The sequence below is a fragment of the Nocardia sp. alder85J genome (assembly GCF_020176955.2).
In the GTDB taxonomy this organism is placed as follows: Bacteria; Actinomycetota; Actinomycetes; order Mycobacteriales; family Mycobacteriaceae; genus Nocardia.
Map to the genome: position 1 here is coordinate 470,945 of NZ_JAIUCZ020000007.1, position 19,776 is coordinate 490,720.

The 19,776-nt window shown below is 71.1% G+C and carries 16 protein-coding genes; 3 read left to right on the forward strand and 13 right to left on the reverse strand.

What is annotated here, in order from left to right:
• Positions 1-41: 41 nt before the first annotated feature.
• Complete coding sequence (glmS, locus tag LBW94_RS28005) at positions 42-1,904, reverse strand: glutamine--fructose-6-phosphate transaminase (isomerizing) (RefSeq protein WP_225060271.1); 1,863 nt, start codon at positions 1,902-1,904, stop codon at positions 42-44.
• Between the two features lie 85 nt (positions 1,905-1,989).
• Between glmS and LBW94_RS28010 the strand changes: the two genes are divergently transcribed.
• The gene (locus LBW94_RS28010; RefSeq protein WP_225060272.1) at positions 1,990-2,874 is read left to right on the forward strand and encodes an alpha/beta hydrolase; all 885 of its coding nucleotides are present in this window, start codon (positions 1,990-1,992) and stop codon (positions 2,872-2,874) included.
• A 197-nt stretch (positions 2,875-3,071) separates the two neighbouring features.
• On the opposite strand, the gene LBW94_RS28015 is transcribed toward LBW94_RS28010, so the two are convergent.
• From LBW94_RS28015 to LBW94_RS28030, 4 genes are all read right to left on the reverse strand, one after another.
• Complete coding sequence (locus LBW94_RS28015; protein ID WP_225060273.1) at positions 3,072-3,353, reverse strand: hypothetical protein; 282 nt, start codon at positions 3,351-3,353, stop codon at positions 3,072-3,074.
• Positions 3,354-3,592: 239 nt separating this feature from the next.
• Positions 3,593-5,134, reverse strand: a complete 1,542-nt coding sequence (locus LBW94_RS28020) for a hypothetical protein (protein WP_225060274.1) — start codon at positions 5,132-5,134, stop codon at positions 3,593-3,595.
• A gap of 24 nt (positions 5,135-5,158) precedes the next feature.
• Positions 5,159-5,476: a type VII secretion target gene (locus LBW94_RS28025; RefSeq protein WP_225060275.1), complete on the reverse strand. Its 318-nt coding sequence runs from the start codon at positions 5,474-5,476 to the stop codon at positions 5,159-5,161.
• A gap of 177 nt (positions 5,477-5,653) precedes the next feature.
• The gene (locus LBW94_RS28030) at positions 5,654-5,971 is read right to left on the reverse strand and encodes a DUF6802 family protein (RefSeq protein WP_225060276.1); all 318 of its coding nucleotides are present in this window, start codon (positions 5,969-5,971) and stop codon (positions 5,654-5,656) included.
• Between the two features lie 100 nt (positions 5,972-6,071).
• Between LBW94_RS28030 and LBW94_RS28035 the strand changes: the two genes are divergently transcribed.
• Entirely contained in the window at positions 6,072-7,712 is a 1,641-nt protein-coding gene (locus LBW94_RS28035) for an ABC-F family ATP-binding cassette domain-containing protein (protein ID WP_225060277.1), read from the forward strand.
• Between the two features lie 139 nt (positions 7,713-7,851).
• Here the strand turns inward: LBW94_RS28035 and LBW94_RS28040 are convergent, their stop codons facing one another.
• The 8 genes from LBW94_RS28040 to LBW94_RS28075 all read right to left on the reverse strand — a co-directional run bounded on the left by LBW94_RS28040 (position 7,852) and on the right by LBW94_RS28075 (position 18,212).
• Positions 7,852-9,435: a hypothetical protein gene (locus tag LBW94_RS28040; RefSeq protein ID WP_225060278.1), complete on the reverse strand. Its 1,584-nt coding sequence runs from the start codon at positions 9,433-9,435 to the stop codon at positions 7,852-7,854.
• A complete protein-coding gene (locus tag LBW94_RS28045) occupies positions 9,435-10,823 on the reverse strand; it encodes a hypothetical protein (protein WP_225060279.1) in 1,389 nt (462 codons plus the stop codon). The genes LBW94_RS28040 and LBW94_RS28045 overlap by 1 nt, the downstream gene beginning before the upstream one ends.
• The gene (locus LBW94_RS28050) at positions 10,820-11,143 is read right to left on the reverse strand and encodes a hypothetical protein (RefSeq protein WP_225060280.1); all 324 of its coding nucleotides are present in this window, start codon (positions 11,141-11,143) and stop codon (positions 10,820-10,822) included. Before LBW94_RS28050 ends, LBW94_RS28045 begins: the two co-directional genes overlap by 4 nt.
• A gap of 187 nt (positions 11,144-11,330) precedes the next feature.
• The gene (gene glmM, locus LBW94_RS28055; RefSeq protein ID WP_225060281.1) at positions 11,331-12,695 is read right to left on the reverse strand and encodes a phosphoglucosamine mutase; all 1,365 of its coding nucleotides are present in this window, start codon (positions 12,693-12,695) and stop codon (positions 11,331-11,333) included.
• A gap of 155 nt (positions 12,696-12,850) precedes the next feature.
• Positions 12,851-13,381: a 30S ribosomal protein S9 gene (gene rpsI / locus LBW94_RS28060; protein WP_225060282.1), complete on the reverse strand. Its 531-nt coding sequence runs from the start codon at positions 13,379-13,381 to the stop codon at positions 12,851-12,853.
• Positions 13,378-13,821, reverse strand: a complete 444-nt coding sequence (rplM, locus tag LBW94_RS28065) for a 50S ribosomal protein L13 (RefSeq protein ID WP_225060283.1) — start codon at positions 13,819-13,821, stop codon at positions 13,378-13,380. Before rplM ends, rpsI begins: the two co-directional genes overlap by 4 nt.
• Before the next feature lie 169 nt (positions 13,822-13,990).
• Positions 13,991-15,433 carry a hypothetical protein gene (locus tag LBW94_RS28070; RefSeq protein WP_225060284.1) on the reverse strand — a complete coding sequence of 481 codons (1,443 nt, stop codon included), beginning with the start codon at positions 15,431-15,433 and terminating at the stop codon, positions 13,991-13,993.
• A gap of 154 nt (positions 15,434-15,587) precedes the next feature.
• Positions 15,588-18,212, reverse strand: a complete 2,625-nt coding sequence (locus tag LBW94_RS28075; RefSeq protein ID WP_225060285.1) for an FHA domain-containing protein — start codon at positions 18,210-18,212, stop codon at positions 15,588-15,590.
• A 105-nt stretch (positions 18,213-18,317) separates the two neighbouring features.
• Between LBW94_RS28075 and LBW94_RS28080 the strand changes: the two genes are divergently transcribed.
• The gene (locus LBW94_RS28080) at positions 18,318-19,772 is read left to right on the forward strand and encodes a metallopeptidase (RefSeq protein WP_225060286.1); all 1,455 of its coding nucleotides are present in this window, start codon (positions 18,318-18,320) and stop codon (positions 19,770-19,772) included.
• The last annotated feature ends 4 nt before the right edge of the window (positions 19,773-19,776 follow it).

Genomic DNA, 19,776 nt, shown 5'->3' on the forward strand with positions numbered 1-19,776 from the left:
CGAGGACCTGGTCCGGGCCGCAGTCGTCCGGCACCCGGCCCCTATTCGACGGTGACGGACTTCGCCAGGTTGCGCGGCTTGTCGATGTCGTAGCCGCGCGCCTGGGCGACCTCGGCGGCGAAGATCTGCAACGGCACCGTGGACAGCAGCGGCTGGTAGAGGGTCGGCGCGGCCGGGATCTCGATCAGATGATCGGCGAAGGGCCGGACCGTATCGTCGCCCTCCTCCGCGATCACGATCGTGCGCGCGCCGCGGGCCTGGATCTCGCGGATGTTCGACAGCAGCTTCGAATGCAACACCGCGCGGCCCTTCGGCGACGGCATCACGATGATGACCGGCAGCCCGTCCTCGATCAGCGCGATCGGGCCGTGCTTCAGCTCACCGGCGGCGAAGCCCTCGGCGTGCATGTACGCCAGCTCCTTGAGCTTCAGCGCACCCTCCAGCGCCACCGGATAACCGACGTGGCGGCCGAGGAACAGCACCGTCGGCTCGTGCGCGAACTGCCGTGCGATGGCCCGGATCTGCGGCGCGGACTCCAGCACCCGTTCCACCAGCTTCGGCATCGCCTCCAGCTCACCGAACTCGCGGGCCACCTCGTCGGGATATTTGACGCCGCGGGCCTGGGCCAGCGCCAGGCCGACCAGATAGTTGGCGGTGATCTGGGCCAGGAACGCCTTGGTGGAGGCCACGCCGATCTCGGGACCGGTCCGGGTGTACAGCACCGCATCGGATTCGCGCGGGATCTGCGCGCCGTTGGTGTTGCAGATCGCCAGCACCCGGGCCTTCTGCTCCTTGGCGTGCCGCACCGCCTCCAGCGTGTCGGCGGTCTCCCCCGACTGCGAGATCGCCACCACCAGCGTGGACCGGTCCAGCACCGGGTCGCGGTAGCGGAATTCGCTGGCCAGCTCCACCTCGACCGGCAGCCGGGTCCAGTGCTCGATCGCGTACTTGGCCAGCAGGCCCGCGTGATACGAACTGCCGCAGGCGACGACGAACACCTTGTCGAATTCGCGCAGCTCCTGATCGGCGAGCCGCTGCTCGTCCAGCACGATGCGGCCGTTGGCGAAATGCCCGATCAGGGTGTCGGCGACACCGGCGGGCTGCTCCTCGATCTCCTTGAGCATGAAGTAGTCGTGGCCGCCCTTCTCGGCGGCGGCGAGATCCCAGTCGATCAGGAACGGGCGGATCGGCACGCCGGTGTTGCCGTGGAAATCGGTGACGGTGTAGCTGTCGGCGGTGATCACCACGGCCTGGTCCTGGCCGAGCTCCACCGCGTCGCGGGTGTGCTCGATGAATGCCGTGACATCCGAGGCGATGAACATCTCACCCTTGCCGACACCCACCACCAGCGGGGTGGAGCGGCGGGCCGCGACGATCACGCCGGGATGATCGGCGTGGGTGAAGACCAGTGTGAACGCACCCTCCAGGCGGCGCAGCACGGCCAGCGCGCTGCCGACGAAATCACCGGCGGTGGGGCCGTCCGCGTAGGCGCGCGACACCAGGTGCACCGCGACCTCGGTGTCGGTATCGCTGAGCAGTTCCACGCCCGCGTCCTCGAGCTCGCGGCGCAGCGGCACGAAGTTCTCGATGATGCCGTTGTGCACCACGGCCACCTTGCCGGTGGCGTCGCGATGCGGGTGGGCGTTGCGATCGGTGGGAGCGCCGTGGGTGGCCCAGCGGGTGTGACCCATCCCGGTGGTGCCGGCGAAAACCGCGCCCGGCTCGGCCAGTTCGGCCTCCAGATTGGCCAGCCGACCGGCCCGGCGCTCGACGCTGATGGTGCCCGCGCCGTCCAGGATCGCGACGCCGGCGGAGTCGTAGCCGCGGTATTCCATGCGGCGCAGCGCGTCAACGACGACGCCGAGCGCGTCCCGATATCCGACGTATCCCACGATTCCGCACATGGTCCACCACCCTACTGGGAGCCGCGTTCGATTGCCGGGTCCGACGGCCTGGCTTCGCTGTGACCGGCCGGTAAGGTTCTGCATTGTGTCGGCGTCTGCGAAATCGCTCCTGAACCTCCTCACGAGCCCCGGCCCGCATCGGGTGCTGGGCGGCAATCTGGCCGTCGCGGGCCAGCCCGGCGTGGTGTTCACCCCCGAGCGGGGCACCAACCTCCCGGCCGTCGCCTTCGGGCACGGCTGGCTCAGCGGCGCGGGCAATTACGTGCGGCTGCTCCAGCATCTGGCGTCGTGGGGCTTCGTGGCCGCCGCGCCGGATTCGGAGCGCGGGCCCGTGCCCTCGCACCTGAACCTCGCCCTGGACCTGCTCACCACCCTCGACATCCTCACCGGGGTCCGGCTGGGCGAGGGCAACGTCACCGTGCACCCGGAGCGGGTGGCGCTCGCCGGGCACGGCATGGGCGCCGGAGCGGCCGTGATCGCCGCCGCGCAACGGCCGGTCGGCGCGGTCGCCGCCCTGTATCCGGCGCACACCGCGCCCGCCGGGGAGTCGCTGGCGCCCAAGATCGACATCCCGGCGCTGATCGTGGCCGGTGACACCGATATCGAATCGGTCGGCAGCAACGCGCTGCCGCTGGCCCGCGCCTGGGGCGGGCCGCTGGTGCTCCGGACGGTCGACGGCGCCTCGCACAACGGCATGGTGGCGGGCCGCCGCCTCCTCGCGGCGCTCGGCGCCGGCAAACACGAGCCGCGCACCGAACGCCTCACCCGCGCCCTGCTGGTCGGCTATCTGAGCTACGAACTGCTCGGCGACAAGAAGTTCGAGGCCTTCGCCGATCCGGAGGCGCGGCTGCCGCACACCACGGCCGTGGATCCGAACCCGGTGGCGGACGAGCTCGAAGAACTCGAGGACGAGAACTCGCGGCTGTCGGGCCGGCAGGTCGTGCAACTGGTGCAACTGCTGCGCAAGTAGGTGCGGGTCGGGCGGTGACTTCGCCGCATCCGAGGAGTGCACCGGCGCGACGTACGACACCACGTGTGACCGTGGGTGTACCGCAAGCCAGGCCGGAACACCGGTCCCACCCGGCGGTTCACCGAATCACCCGGCTACGCCGAGCCCGACGACTTCTCCGGCCCGCGTGGCGCTGTGAACTGCGCAATCGGTGTGGATCACGACCAGCGCGGCCGGTAGTACGGCTCCTCCGGATCGGTGGGCTCGACCGTTTCACCGGCTCGGCGAGCGGCGGCGGACCGGACGACCGCGGCACGGAGTTCGGCCCGGCGGCGGGCCTCGTCCGCCACCCGGGACGCCTCGACCCGCGCAGTCTCCTCGGTCGCGAGAGGGCCGGCCGATTCGGCGTGGTGCTGCCGTGCCGGCATGTTCTCCGGTGCGGCGGGCGGGATCGTCGGTACCGGGTCGAGCGAGTTCGACTGCGCTGCTTGCGGAGTCATCGAAATGGTGTCGGCCTGAGCCGATGGCCCGCCGGGCGGGCAGGGGCCGCTCGGCTGCGCGTTTCGGGGCGGTCGATGGGCAGCAGCGCCTCGGCGGTCGGCGGCACGGGCGCTGGCGGCCGTGCGCTGCCGGATCTCGTGCAGTTCGTCCACCAAGCGGTCCATGCGGTGAGCGTGTTCGGCCGCGTGACGCTCGATTTCGGCCGCGTAGTCCATAAGGGTGATTCTCCGGCGAGCGATCAGAGCGGACCGGCCTCGGCCAGATCGGCGCCGGTGTCGAAGGGCTGGGCGCTGGTCGGCTGACCGGGGTCGGGCCGGGGTGGAACCGGTGGCTGTGGCTGTGGCTGTGGCTGTGGCTGTGGCTGTGGCTGTGGCTGTGGCTGTGGCTGTGGAGCAGGTTGACCGGCGTCGGATTCCGCCGGTCGTGGAGAGTCGTTGCGGGGAGCGAGTTTTCGGGCTTCCGGAGCGGCGGGGTCGTTCGGGTCGGGGGTGGGTGGCGCGGCGGCGGGGGCGTGGTCCTCGGTGGTGATCACCGGGTTGCCGTGGTCGTCCAGCGTCGCGGAATAGGTCTTGTGGTCGTCGCGGTCGGTCAGGTCCACTGTCAGTGCGCCGTCGTCGAGACGAACTTCCAGGTGGCGGCCGGCTATGTCGAAATCAGCGGCAGCCGGATCGGTGCCGGTGGGTAGCGGAGTCGGGGTGAGGAGGCCGTTCAAGGCGGCTGTGGCTTGATCGGTTGCCTGTCCCAGTAGGCCGTGCAGCGCTGTCATGGCTTGATCGGCCGTCGCCCCGAGCAGACCGGGCAAGGCGGTGGCTTGATCGGTCGTCTGCCCGAGCAGGCCGTGCAGGGCCGCCGTGGCTTGGTCGGTTGCTTGCCCGAGCAGGCCGGACCGGTCCGGCAGGGTTCGGTCGAGGGTGGCGAGCAGTGATCCGGCGTCGTCCGCCACCTGGCTCAGCGTGGCAAGACCGGCGGCGATGTCCGGAATGTCCGGGGCGGTGGGTTCCGGGTGGCCGAGGCCGTCTCGATTCGCCGAGGAGTGTTCGGGATCGGTGGCCCGGGTGGCGCTCACGGTCGGCGGTGAGTCGGGTGCGGCGTTCAGCGCCTGTGCGACGAGCAGGAAGGGCTGTTCGACGGCGTCGCGGGTCAGGCGGCAGAGTTCGGTGAAGATCCGTACCTTGCTCTCGATGTCCGGCTTGAATGTGCTCTCCAGCCAGTCCGCGGCGCCTGCCCGATCGGCGAGCGGGTGAGCCAGGTACGCGTCCGTCAGTCGCCGGACGTCCTCCGGGGACTTGCCTCCGACGGTCACCTCACCGTGTTCGAGCAGTTCGAGAGTGGCGCAGGCCTTTCGGTACACGGCCGCGCGCAGGGCCGGGACCGCCGCGCCGAGCGCCGCGGCGGCCTGCTGCGCGTACTGTCGCTCCTCCTCGGCATCGCGCAGCCGATCGGACCACACGGTCGCGGCCGTCTCCGCCGCCGTGCCGCCCTGCCACACTCCCGGCAGTCCGGTCAGCAGATCGCGCTGCGCCTGCCATTGCTCGCCGGCGCCGGACAGCGCGGTGGTGAACTGCTGCTGGACGCCGCCGAGTCCGGCCAGGTCCATGCCGCGTTCCTGGTCGTACAGGCGCTGGAAATCGGCGGCGGTGGAGGCGTTCTCCGGGCCGGAGCCGAAGGCCCGGTGGTACTCCGGATAGAACTCGAGCACACAGCGCAGTCCGTACGCTCCGTAGTCCAGGATGTCGTCGACGCTGCCCTGGGGGCCGGGGTCCGGCTGGGGGTTCGGCATCGCCCTCTCACCTCTCGACGGCTGTCATCGGTTGCCGGTATCGGCGGCGTGCTGCGAATTGTGTTGTTCGGCGGCCGTATACGAGGCAGCGGCCGAACGCATCGCCGCCGCGGTGGCGGCGGTGTCGTCACTCCACTGTCGCAGCCGGCCGGCGACGCGGGCCACCCCGGCCCGCACCGCCTGCCCGTGCTCCGCATAGTCGCGACCGGCGATGGCGGCACCGAAACCGATGTCGCCCAGCTGTTCCGAATACCGGCCCAGCGCATCGGCCGACTGCTGGGCCCGCTCCGCCAGTTGCCGCAGGCCCGGCGGATCGACACGAAGCTCGTCAACGCTGCTCATCCCCAACCCCTTCGACTCGGATTCGTTCGACCCCTACAGCTGTCCCGATATCAGTTCGACGCATCGGCCGGGCCGCCGGTTCCACCTCGGCGCGCATCGCCTCGTGAGCGGAACGATGCCGGACATCGGCGCCGCACCGGACTCGGCCGATGAGCCGGATACCGACCGAGCCGGATCTCACCTGCTCCGGTTGGCGTGCCCGGTGTCGCCCAGATGGCCGCGGTCGGTGCGCACCCACTCGCTGGTTCCGTCGGGATGGTGGTGGAACTCCCACGCCGCGTAATCGCCGTCGGTGTCCATGATGGTGACGTGGTCGGCCAGGCCGTCGTGGTCGAGGTCGGTCCAGACATCGATGCCGTGGTCGCCGTGCACGGATTCCGTATCGGCCGGACCGGTGTGATCCGGGTGCAGTTCGACTCCACCCAACCCGCTGAGGTCGGAGTGGGTGTCCACGCTCGGCAGGTCCAGACCGGGCAGATCGTCCGAAGTGATCACGAGCCCCCTCTCACGGTGGGTACGGCGAGATGCCGGTCCCATCGTGACATCCTCGCGGCCCGCTCGCAGCCGACCGATGGACACCCGCCAGACTCTTCTGGTGAGCACGACACTGCACGCACAGGGTTTGTCCGCCGGCCACGGTGAGCGCATCCTGTTCAGCGACCTCGATCTGGTGCTGGCCCCCGGCGATGTGATCGGCCTGGTCGGCGTGAACGGCGCGGGCAAATCCACGCTGCTGCGCATGCTGGCCGAGCGCACGCCGCAGACCGGGCAGATCATCCTCAGCCCGCCGGACGCGACGGTCGGATACCTCGCGCAGGAGCCCGAGCGGATCGCCCGGGAGACCGTGCTGCAATTCCTGGCCCGCCGCACCGGGGTCGCCGCCGCGCAGCGGACGATGGACGCCGCGGCCGAGCGGCTCGGCGACGGAGGCGACGACGACTACTCCCCCGCGCTGGAGCGCTGGCTCGCCCTCGGCGGCGCCGATCTGGAGCAGCGGGCCGAGGAGGTGGCCGCCGATCTGGGCCTGACCGACCGGCTGCCCACCGGGCTCGACACCCCGATGACGGGACTGTCCGGCGGGCAGGCCGCGCGCGCCGGGCTGGCGTCGGTGTTGTTGTCCCGCTTCGACGTGCTGCTGCTCGACGAACCCACCAACGATCTCGACCTGGACGGGCTGGCCCGGCTGGAGCGGTTCGTCACCGCGGTGCGGGTGCCGCTGATGGTGATCAGCCACGACCGAGAGTTCTTGGCGCGCACCGTGAATCGCGTCGTGGAGCTGGATCTCGCGCAGCACCAGGTCGGTGTCTACGACGGCGGGTACGAGGCGTATCTGGCCGAGCGCGAGATCGACCGGCGGCACGCGCGGGAGGCGTTCGAGGAGTACGCCGACACCAAGGCGGGGCTGGAGGCCCGGCAGAACATGCAGCGCAACTGGCTCGAGCACGGTGTGCGCAATGCCCGCCGCAAGACCCGTGACTCGGACAAGGCCGGTCGCAAGATGCGCCAGGAGTCCACCGAGAAGCAGGCGTCGAAGGTGCGGCAGACGCAGCGCCGCATCGAACGCCTCGACGCGGTGGAGGAACCGCGCAAGGAATGGGAGCTGCGGATGTCGATCGCGGCCGCCCCGCGCAGCGGCGCGGTGGTCGCGACGGTGTCGCAGGCGACCGTCACTCGCGGCGACTTCACGCTGGGACCCGTGACCGCACAGGTCGATTGGGGTGACCGGATCGTGCTCACCGGCGCGAACGGCTCCGGGAAGTCCACGTTGCTGGCCCTGCTGCTCGGAAAGATCCGGCCGGACACCGGAACCGCCGCGCTCGGCTCCGGCGTGGCGATCGGCGAGGTCGATCAGGCGCGCGGGCTGTTCCGCGGCGACGCCACCCTGGTGGACACCTTCGGCGCGCAGATCCCGGACTGGAACGACGCCGACATGCGCACCCTGCTGGCCAAATTCGGCCTGCGTGGCCCACATGTGCTGCGGCCCAACGACACTCTCTCCCCCGGTGAGCGCACCCGCGCGGCACTGGCGCTGCTCCAGGCCCGCGGCGTGAACCTGCTGGTGCTCGACGAGCCGACCAACCACCTGGACCTGCCCGCGATCGAGCAGCTGGAGGAGGCGGTCGAATCCTTCGACGGCACCCTGCTGCTGGTCACCCACGACCGCCGCATGCTCGACAACGTCCGCGCCACCCGCCGCTGGCACCTGGACCGGGGACGACTGAGCGAATCGAACTGATCCGCGGCCCGCACCCCGAGGGGAACCGCCCACCGGGACCGGCCCGAACGGCGACCACACCCGACCCGAAACGCTCGGCCGAGTCGACCCGCAACCTGTACCCGGACCGCAATCGGCCGACGGGTCGGCCCGAAGCGCGTCAGGCCCCGGCGATGGTGGTGATCAGGGTGCGGGCGCCGGCGGTACGGGTGCCGACGATCTGGGTGAAGGTGCGCGGCGACTCGCCCGGCTTCTGCTGGGTGAGCCGCACCTCCCATTGCCCGTCGGTGTCGGAAGCAATGCCCGCGCGGGTGATCTGCACGCAGTAGCGGGTGCCGGACGGCACCTGATCGATCCCGCGCTGGATCTGATCGGCGGGCGGCACGGTCGCGTCGTCGGCCACCACGGCCCGCGCCGCGAAACCGGATCGCTGCACGTAGTACGCCCGCTCGAAGGCGAAGATGGCGTCCGGACCGCTGCCGGTGCCGCCGGGGTCGGTGCCCGACATCACATCGCTGCCGCGCTTCTGCTCACACCCCTCGGCCGCGATCGCCCCCGCCGGCGCGGCGGCGGTGCTGGGCACCGCGGAGCCCGCGGCGACCGGCACTCGCGTCGATGCCGGCGAGGCCGCCTGGCTCGGGGTGCGGCGCTGGGCACTGTGCAGCGCCACCAGCAGCACCGCCACCACCACGATCCCGAGGCCCAGCATGATCAGCAGCGCCATCGGCCGGTTGCCGCTGCCGCGTTCGCTACCGCCACCCGCGCGCCGCGGATGCCGCAGGCGCAGACCGGGATTCCCGCCGGACCGATCGACCAGAGAAGGCGCCGTGACGCGCTCCTCCTCGTAGTCGTCGTCCCCTTCGTAACCACGGATCTGCACATGTGAGGTGAGCTGCTGCGGTTCGGCCCGCGGCGAACTCGAATCCAGCCACTGCTCCCAGCCGCCGGACCGCTCGTCGGACGAACCCCGTTGCGACTCCGGCCATCCCGCCGCATCACCGGACTCCGGCTGCGAATATCCCTGCGCCACACGCTCATCCGACGACTCCGTCACCGGATAGGACGCGGACTCCGTCACCGGATAACCGGATGCGGCCGCCGCCGAGGGATATTCGTCCTCCGAGTGCCGGGCGGAGTAGCCCCGAGGCGTCGGACCGGCCGCGTAGTAGTCATCCGCAGGCCCCCCCGATTCCGGATGTCCCGGCTCCACGCCGCCATCGGCATATCCCGACGCGGCCAGGTGGCCGCCGTACCCCGACCCGGTAACCGATTCGCCGGCAACAGGTTCCGCATCACCGTAGCCGGGCGCGGGCTCCTCCGCCGGTTGCCGGTAGGCGATCGCCGCTGGATGGCCGGCCGAGTACCCCGGCCCGAACCCGCGAGACTCGTCCGGCAACGCGACACCACCGTTCTCGGGCGCGACCGGAGGATGGACCGCGGTTGTCTCGTGTGGACCGTACGCCGAGGGTTCGATATCGTCCCAGCCGCCGTCGTGCCGCCGGATCGATACCGAACCGGGACGGTGGTCCACGTCGTGGGTGCGGAGGATGTCGGCGGGCGTCACCCGGTCCGGGTCGACGGTGTCCACGCCGGGAGTTCGGTTGCGGCGTGCGAGCTTACGGGTGCCGCGGCGACGCCGGGGGCGTCGCGACGGCATCCGCACCATCGGCAGGCCGAGGTCGAACGGGTTGGCCGCCTCCTCGGCGGATTCGTCGCCCTCGGGCTCGTCGTCGGGAGGTGTCATCAGATCGCGTCGTCACCGAAATCGCCGATGACGGCGGCCGGAACCATCACCGCCTCGGCCGGGGTCGTCACGCCGAGCTGGCCGTCACGCGATTTGTGGTCCTGGTCGCCGCTGCCCCCGGGCGGCGGCATCGCGACACCGCCGGTGGCGCCGGAGGAGGAGGACGGGCCCGGGTCGGGCGCGGCCATGCGGGCCGGGCCGGGGCTCGACGGTTTCGGATCCGGTTGCGCCGCGGTCGAATCCGATCCGGAACCGTTCGACATCGGCGGATCGTCGGGGGCGGCGCCACCGGTGTCCTGCGGGCCCTGCGTGGCGGGGGGCGTGACCGGCGCCGGCGAGGGACTGCCGCCACCGAAGTCGATGATCGGCTTGGAGCCGTTGGCCCCGCCGCCGGTGCCGGCGGCGCCGGTCCCGTTGGTGGTGCTACCGGGATGCAGCAGTTCGGGAATCGCCTTCTCGGCCCCGTCCGCGACCACGTCCATGGCGTGCGAACCGACCTCGGCGATCTTGTCGATCAGATGGGTGCCGATATCGACGCCGGCGCTGATGGCCGCCGTGCCCACCTGCACACCCGCCGCGATCAGCTGTCCCTGCAACTGCATCTGGGCGGCCTGCGCCGGGTCCATCGGCTGCCCACCGGACCAGTACTGCGCCGGTAGCACCGAATTCTGCCCGTACTGGGAGGAATCCGGCCCGCCGTACTGATAGCCCGGATTCGAACCACCGTACTGGTACCCGGGATTCGAGCCGCCGTACTGAGAGCTCGGGTCCGGGCCGCCGTACTGGTACCCGGGATCCGAATAGCTCGCGGTGGTGATCGGGTCCGTCACCGTCAGCGGGCCCATGGCGTCGAGGGCGCGGGTGTGCCCGTCCATCTCGGTCTGGGCGGACTGGACCGCGGTGATGGCATCGCGCAGCGCCTGGGTGGCGCGGGTGATGACCGCGTCGGTGTCGGGGGCCGACTGGGCGCTGTCCAGGATGGTCCTGGCGTCGCGCCGGAAGTCGGCGATGATCCGGTCGACCTGGCTCGCGGCGCGGGCACTGGTGGTGTGCGCGGCGGTCAGCACGGCCAGGTAGGCCGGGCCGCGGTCGGTGATGTCGCCGATCTGGGTCTGAGTGGTCCGCAGCGCGGGAACCGCTGCGTCGGAAGCATTGGACTGCCACGACGACTCCAGCGCGTGGATGCCGTCGCGGTGCGGGGCCTCCGTATCGGCGGCCTGCGTGGTCGCCCGCGACAGGGCCGTGACGGTGGCCTGATCGGGCACCCCGGCGCCGCTGCCGAGCGAGGCGCGCAAGGCCAGCAGCGGTTGCACCAGCCGCGCCACGATCGGCGGATCGAAGTCGAGATCGGTGTAGCCCGCTCGACTCGTGGAAACCGTGCTGGTCACGCGAGCACCTCCCCTGCCCGGGCGGCCGCGGCCGCGGTCTGTTCGTCGCGCTGCCCGACAGCGCTGTCGTACCCGCGCAGCACCTGACCGTAGGTGGCGACCAGCTGCCCGGCCGTCGACAACGCCTGGGCGTGCTCGGCCACCGCAGCGGCGAACCGGGTGGCGAATTCACCACCCACGACGCCCAATTCGGCGGCGAGCCGGTGCGGGTCCACCGCCCCGGCGGCCACCGCCGCGGCCGAGGCGAGCTGTTGCGAAACGGAATCCGCAATGGATGTGTAGGCGGCCAGCGCGGCCGGATCGAGCTTCAGCGAATCCACTGTAGTTCCCCCTCACGGAAACCGTGTTTGCGAGATCCGGCTCCGCGTCCGGGGCCGGCGCTGTCGCTTGATAATTCGAGTCCACCATACGTCGCGAACAGCGAACCCGCCCCCGATCCAGCCGGTACACCCCGGCCGGCCAGTTGAAAAAGGGGCGTTCACAATTACCGCACGGGTCCGTCCCGGCTCAGAGCGCGGCGACCCGCTTCGCCAGATCGTCGGCCAGCGCCCGCGCCCGATCGTGATCGGTGGCCTCCACCATGACCCGGATGAGCTCCTCGGTTCCGCTGGGGCGCAACAGGACTCGGCCGGTGTCGCCGAGCGTGCGCTCGGCCTCGGCCACCGCCTCCAGTAGATCCGGCGCGCCGGCGACGGTCTTGTCGGTGACCGGCACGTTCACCAGCACCTGCGGCACGGTCTGCACGACACCCGCCAGCTCCGCGAGCGAGTGTCCGGTCTGCGCCATCCGGGCCATCAGCTTCAGGCCGGTGAGCAGACCGTCGCCGGTGGTGCCGAAGCCCGGGAACACCACGTGCCCGGACTGTTCACCACCGAGGGTGTAGCCACCGCGGCGCAACTCCTCCAGCACATAGCGGTCACCGACCGCGGTGGTGCGCACCGTGATTCCCGCGCCGCGCATCGCGATGTGCAGGCCCAGATTGCTCATCACGGTCGCGACCAGGGTGTCGTGGGCCAGTCCGCCGGCCTCGTGCATGGCCAGCGCCAGGATCGCCATGATGGCGTCACCGTCGACCACCGCCCCGGTGGCGTCCACCGCCAGGCAACGATCGGCGTCGCCGTCGTGCGCCAGCCCCAGATCGGCGCCGTGCTCGCGGACCGCGCGCCGGACCGGGTCCAGGTGCGTCGACCCGCAGCGATCGTTGATGTTGAGCCCGTTCGGCTCGGCATGGATGGCGACCACCCGTGCCCCCGCCTCGCGGTAGGCGGCGGGGCCCACGTCGGAGGCGGCGCCGTGCGCGCAGTCCACCACCACGGTGAGCCCGCTCAGATCACGGCCGGTGGCCTCGATCAGGTGCTCCACATACCGCTCGTGCGTCCCGGCCAGGCTGTAGTGGTCGTCGACGCGGCCGTCGGCGCCGGACTGGCTCAGCACCCGGCCGATCCCGGCGCCGGTGGGCCGGGTGAACTCGCGGCGGCGCACCAGCTCCTCGATGCGGTCCTCCACCGCGTCGTCCAGCTTGTGCCCGCCCGCGGCGAAGATCTTGATCCCGTTGTCCGGCATCGGATTGTGCGACGCCGAGATCATGACGCCGAGGCAGGCGTCGTAGACGGCGGTCAGATAGGCGACGGCGGGCGTCGGCAGCACACCGACGGACAGCACGTCCACACCCGCGGCGGTCAGGCCGGCGGTCACCGCGGCCTCCAGCATCTCGCCGCTGGCGCGCGGGTCACGACCGACCACCGCGACGGCACGCCGGCGACCACGCGCGAGCACCTCCGCGGCCGCAGCCGCCACGTGCAGCGCCAGCTCCGGGCCCAGGCCCTCGTTGGCCAGTCCTCGGACCCCGTCGGTCCCGAACAAACGTCCCATTACCTCGCCTTATAGGTCGTGACAGCACGAGAGCAGGCGCCCAGCGATACCGAAAACCATCGGTGCTGGGGCCTGCTCTCGTACAGGTGCCGTGACGACCGTACTCCACCCGATGCCACATGGACGCCGGATGGAGACAGCCGCACGCGGCAAGGTCAGCGCTTCGAGTACTGCGGAGCCTTGCGGGCCTTCTTGAGGCCGTACTTCTTGCGCTCGGTCGCGCGGGGGTCACGGGTGAGGAAGCCGGCCCGCTTCAGGGCGGGGCGATCCTCGGGGGTGACCTCGATCAGCGCACGAGCGATGGCCAGGCGCAGCGCGCCGGCCTGACCGGACGGGCCGCCGCCGACCAGGCGGGCGAACACGTCGAAGGTCTCGACCCGCTCGACGGTGACCAGCGGGGACTTGACCAGCTGCTGGTGCACCTTGTTCGGGAAGTAGTTCTCCAGGGTGCGGCCGTTCAGCTGGAACTGGCCGGAGCCCGGAACCAGGCGGACGCGGACGACGGCCTCCTTGCGGCGGCCGACGGTCTGCACCGGACGGTCGATCACGATCGGGCCCGGAGTGAAGGCGGTGGCCTCGCCGTCACCCTCGGCCTCGGTGTCGGCCTCGTAGGCGTAGCCCTCGTCGACGACCTCGGCGGTGGCGTCGCCCTCGAAGGTCTCGTTGAATTCCTCGGGAGTGGTCACTGGGCCACCTGCTTGATCTCGAACGGAACGGGCTGCTGCGCGGTGTGCGGGTGGTTCGGGCCGCCGTACACCTTCAGCTTGCGGATGATCTGGTTACCCAGCTTGTTCTTCGGGATCATGCCCTTGACGGCACGCTCCACCAGACGCTCCGGTCGGGTCTCCAGCAGCTGCCCGACAGAACGGGACTTCAGACCGCCCGGGTACTGCGAGTGGGTGTAGAGGAGCTTGTCCTGCCGCTTGTTGCCGGAGACGGCAACCTTGTCGGCGTTGATGATGATGACGAAATCGCCACCGTCGACGTTGGGGGCATAGGTCGGCTTGTTCTTGCCGCGCAGGATGTTCGCAGCCTGCACCGCAAGGCGGCCGAGCACCACATCGGTGGCGTCGATGACGTACCACGTGCGGGTGACGTCACCTGCCTTGGGGCTGTACGTAGGCACAGTACTTCCCTTGTCTGTCGGATAACTGCCGGCCGGAGGGCGGTCGAGCGGCCCCGGCGGCCGGTTGAGACCCGGGGACTCGTGGGACGAGCACGGTTCTACACCGCGACGTACCGCACACCAGCAGGTGACGATACCAGCCGCCCTGCTCCGATCGGCAATCGCCCGGTCAGGGCTGCTCCGGCCCCGGCTGCGGCGGGGCCGTCGGGCCGGCTTCCGGATCGGGCCGGTCCGCCTCGGGCACCGGCTCCTCGGGCACGACGGCCGGCGGCCGGGTGAACCGGCTGCTCGGCTGTTCCCGGACCGGCGCGATCGGCTCCTGTTCGCCGGTCTCCGGCTCGTCCTCGGGATCGCGCAGCGCGTGCCGCCCGCCACCGCCGGTCCGGATGACCCCGATCGGGCGGGACTCGCCGGTGGTGCCGTGCCGGGGGCCCGGCCCGATCCGGCGGGTCGTCTCGGCCGGATCGGCCCGGCCCGCCCCGCGATCGATCAGCACCGTCGGATCGGCCACCGTCCCGGGATGGGCGACCCCGCCCAGCACCGCGCGCGCCGCCGCTGCCGGAACCAGCTGGGCGCGCGAGCCGTGCCCCGTTCCGGTGTGCGGACCGTGCGCCGATATCGGCATGCCGTGCATCGCGGTCATCGCACCCGGACTCGTGACCGACGTCGTCGGCCGCCCCGCCTCCGAGGCGGTCGGCCCGGCCGGGCCGTAGCCGCCGGGTGCGGCCGGCTGCCCCGCCGCACCCGGGCCACGGCCCGGATCCGCCGGTGGCGCAGGCTGATTCGACGACTGCCCGGATCCGCCCGAGCCGGGCGTGCCCGCCGGGCCACCGGACGGACCGGCCGGCGGGAACTCACCGGCCCGCTCACTGTCGCTGACCAGCAGATGCGCCGCCCCCAGCACCAGCGCGTGCATGGGATGGTCGGCCAGTTGCAGCCGATGGCCGAGATGATTCTGGAACGCCAGCCGCAGCGCGTCGTTGAAGCACGCGTTACCGGACAGCAGCACCGTGGAGGTGTCCGCGCCGATCGCGCGCGCCGCGGCCATGACCTCGATCACCACGTTGTCGGCGGCGTGCGCCTCCCGCGTCGCCTCCGGCGGAACCAGCACCCCGGCCGATTCGGTGGGCTGCTCGTCGTCGCCGTGCACCGCGACCACCAGGCAGTTCCGGCCGTCGGAGTAGACGCCGGTCGCACCCACCCCGGACCGCCCCGGCTGCGGCGCCTGCACCAGCCCCAGCGCCCGCATGTACCCGGACAGCGCCACCGACTCCGGCAACGGCTCGGTCACCACGTCGAGCAGCTCGACCAGGCGGCAGTACTCCTCCACCTTGCCGTCGGGCCAGTCGTCGGGGAAGGGCAGCGCCACCACGTCCGGCTTACCGCGCAGATGTTTGCCCACGGCCGCCAGCGGGTTGTAGAGGCGGGCGCGGAACACCAGTTCCGCGGGCCAGGTCGCCCCCGCGATCCGGATCTGCAAGTGGCCGAGGATGTCCCGGACATCGGAGACGGCGATGCCCAGATCGGGGCGCTGGATCTCGGTGCTCGCCGTGTGCAGGCGCCCCGTCGAATCCGCCAGCAGGTACGCCGGCGGCGTAAAAGTTCCTTCCACCTGGACCGGGCGTATCGGTATGCCACCGCCGCCTGCGGCCACGGACACCACATCCCAACCGAGATGTACCGCCCCAACTCGAGCCGTCACAGCCATAAGTGTGCCTGCTGCCGCGCCGATGCGCTCGGGGCCGTCCCCAATGCGACCGCCACCGTCATGACGCCGACTTCTTCAGTCGCAGACGCGACCAGGTCAGCAGCGACAGCACCGCGGTGATGACCAGCAGCAGGCCGATATCGAGCAGCCAGAACGCCGGTTGGTGCTGCCACAGCGCGTCGGGCTGGGCCCCGCCGAACAGCCCCCGCAGGTCCACCGTCGACGCTCCCGCCGCGAATCCCCAGCGGGACGGGAACAGATAGGACAGCTGCTCCAGCACCACCCGGTTGGTCACCGGGATCATGCCGCCGGCCATCACCAGCTGGCACATGATCACGACGACCAGCAGCGGCATCACCTGCTCGTTCGATTTCGCCAGCGTCGACAGCAGCAGGCCGATCACCACGCAGGTCACGGCCGTGAACGCCAGATCGATGTAGAGCTCGGCACTGCCCGAAGGGATCAGCGCGCCCTTGCCCGGCGGCTGCTTGCCGAACAGCACGATGGCCACCAGCACCGCCGCCTGCAACAGCGCCGCCAGCCCGAACACCACCACCTTAGCCATCAGGTACGCCGAGGGCAGCAGGCCCACCGCTCGTTCCCGGTAGAAGATCGGCCGCTCCCCGACCAGATCGCGCACGGTCAGCGTCGACCCCATGAAACAGGCGCCGAGGATCAGCACCACCAGCAACTGCTGGGTCTCGCCGCCGCCGCTGCGGACCATGCTGCCGTCCGGCAGCGGCGCCAGCGGACCCGGTGCGAAACCGTTCTTGCCCGGCACCACCAGCGAGAGCACACCGAGGACGAACGGCAGTACCACCAGGAACCCCAGATAGCCGCGGTCGGCCAGGATCAGCCGGGTCTGTCTTCGGGACAGCGTCGAGAACTGTTTCCAGCCACTGGATTTCGGCGGCCGGCCGGTCTCGCCGCGAGGTGCGGCGGCCGGTGGCGGCGGCACCGCGGCCTGCCGGGAGCGATAGTTCGCGAAGGCCCGGTCCGGGTCCATGGCCACCCGGGCGAAGATCTCCGCCCAGTCGCTGGTGCCGAGGAAGTCGCCGACCGCGCCGGGATGTCCGCAGAACGCCGTCTTGCCGCCGGGGGCCAGCAGCAGCACCTGATCGCACATGTCCAGGCAGGCCACCGAGTGGGTGACGACGATCACCGTGCGCCCGGCGTCGGCCAGCTCCCGCAGCATGATCATCACCTGCCGGTCCAGCGCCGGATCCAGGCCCGAGGTGGGTTCGTCGAGGATCAGCAGCGACGGACCGGTGAGCAGTTCCAGTGCCACCGACGCCCGCTTGCGCTGCCCGCCGGACAGCCGGTCCACCCGGGTGTCGGCGTGCTCGGTCAGCGACAGTTCCTCCAGCACCCCGTCGATGACCTGGCGGCGGTCCTGTTTGCTGGTGTCCGGAGGTAGTCGCAGCTCGGCGGCGAAGCCCAGCGCCTGCCGCACGGTGAGTTGCCGGTGCAGCACGTCGTCCTGCGGCACCATGCCGATCCGGCTGCGCATGGCGCCGTATTCGGCGTGCAGGTCGCGGCCCTCGAAGGTGACCACGCCGGCCGACGGGTGCACGGATCCGGCGATCAGCTTCGACAGCGTGGACTTGCCCGCGCCGGAGGGCCCGATCAGCGCGGTGAGGGTGCCGCGCCCGGCCCCCATGTTGACGTCGACGAGCAGATGTTTGTTGCCCTCCACCACGAATCCGACGCCGTGCACGGTCAGGCCCTGTTCGGCGACCGGCTTCTGGCGGACCTTCAGCGCGCCGTCGGTGACGACGAAGTCGATGTTGCCGATCGTGACGATGTCGCGTTCCCGCAGCGCCGCACGCGATTCCCGGCGGCCGTTGACGAAAGTGCCGTTGGCCGAGCCGAGATCCTCCAGCACCATGCCCTGGTCACCGCGGATCAGGCGGGCGTGCCGGCGCGAGGCCAGCGAATCGTTGACCACGATCTGGTTGTCGCTGGTCCGGCCGATGGTCAAGCCGCCGGAGGGAATCCGGTCGGCCCGCGCGAAGGGTGCGGTCGAGGCGCGGGCGCGCACGGGCGGTAGTGCCGAGGTGTCGGCCTTCGTCGTCATATTGACATTCACAGCCATGTTGACGTTGGGGGCCATATTGGTCGGCGGGGCCAGGTCGGCGCTCGGCGCCCCCGTCGGAACCGGCTGCCGCTGCGGCTGATTCGGGTACCGGCCGTCGTCCGGCCGCGGCGTGCGATCGGAGCGCGGCTCGTGGTCCGGGCGCGACTGCGGCCGGGACTGCGGCGGCATCGGCCGCGCCGGGGTCGCGGGGCCGCGATTCGGCGGCGGCGCGTAGTGCGGCTGCGGCTGCGACGGCGGTCCGGACCGGTCCGGCCGGGGCTGCGGCCGGGCGGGCGCCTGCGGAACCAGGTGCAGCAGCGGCCCGTTGATCGCGTCGCCCAGCCGCACCAGCATCGGCCGATCGACGGCCACCGGCCGGGTCAGCCGCTGCGCGTCCACGAATACCCCGTTGGTACTGCCGTTGTCCGTGAGTACCCAGGCACTGCCCTGCCAGACGAGCGTGGCGTGCACCCGGGACACCAGCGGACTGTCGACGAACAGCGTCACTTCCGGTGCGCGGCCCAACGTGATCTGCTGACCGCCGTCGAACGTGCGGTCGGTTCCCTCATAGCGCACAGTGATCTTCGGCGCCCCCGGTGATGACATAGTGTCTTACCCTAATCGCTGGCCCGGAACAGGTGGAGCCCTGAAGTTTCCGCCGATTCCACCTACCCGGGGCGGTAATTGCGGAAAGCTCGGCCCCGGGGGTGCATGAAGGTGGCGAAACGCCAGGTGATGTCGGCGCTCGCCGGGCTGCTCACGACAGCCGTGGCGCTGTCCGGCTGCGCGGCGACGGTGGGCGGTCACGCGGTATCGATCTACGACGACCCGTTCCAGGTGGCCGGACTGCCGACCACCAACGGGCCCAGCGGCCCGCGGCCCGGCGTCCCGGACACCACCCTCACCGCCGTCGGCGCCGACCACGGCGACATGGACCGGCTCGCCCTCGATGCCCTGGACGACATCCAGAGCTTCTGGCAGGGCGAATTCCACCGCGATTTCAGCACCGGCGCCTTCACGCCGGTCACCACCTTCCGGTCCTGGGACGCCCGGACGCCACAACCCGGTGACGGCCCGTTCTGCCAGGAGAGCACCGATCAACTGATCAACGCCGCGTACTGCCGCCTGGACAACACCATCGGCTGGGACCGCGGCGAACTGCTGCCGATGATGTACGACGATTTCGGCCCGATGGCCGTGGTGATGGTGCTCGCCCACGAATACGGCCACGCCGTGCAGAACATGGCGCATCTGGTCGCCGGCGGCGATCCGGTGCTGGTCAAGGAGCAGCAGGCCGACTGCTTCGCCGGGGTGTTCATCCGGCACGTGGCCGCGGGCGGGGCGCCGCACTTCACGATCAACACCTCCGACGGGCTCAACAAGGTGCTGGCCGCCACGGTCGCGATCCGCGACGCCGATCCCGGCGACGCGGAGGCGGTGCACGGCTCGGCGTTCGAGCGGGTGACCGCGGTGCAGATGGGCTTCACCGACGGACCCGCCGCGTGCAAGGCGATCGACATGCGCGACATCAACCGGCGCCGGAAGAATCTGCCGCAGAGCTTCGGTGACGACGACAACGGCGAAACCGAGGTCTCCAAGAGCAATCTGGTGGAGCTGACCAAGGCGATGGCCGCGGTGCTGCCGATCCCGAAGGAACCGACCTACGACTATCACGGCGCCACCCTGCACTGTCTCGACGGCGCCGACACCCGGCCGGTGACCTACTGCCCGGCCACCAACACCATCGGCATCGATCTGCCCGCGCTGGCCCGCCGCGGCGCGCCCGGTGACGCCGGCTCGGACGAGTTCCCGACGCGCATCGGCGGCGACTACAACGCGTACATCGTGCTGGTGTCGCGGTACGCGCTGGCGGTGCAGGAGAGCGCCCATCAGGCGCTGGCCGGGCCCAAGCCCGCGTTGCGGGCGGCCTGCCTGTCCGGGGTGATCACCGCGAAGCTCGCCGACCCGGCGCGATCGGCCGCCGGCAGCGGGGAGATCTCGCTGTCGGTCGGCGATCTGGACAAGGCGGTGTCCGGCCTGCTCAGCGACGGCCTGGCGGCCAGCGATGTGGACGGGCGCACGGTGCCGAGCGGATTCTCCCGGGTCGACGCCTTCCGCGCGGGGGTGCTGGGCAGTCGGCAGACCTGCGAATCCCGCTACGCGTGAACTC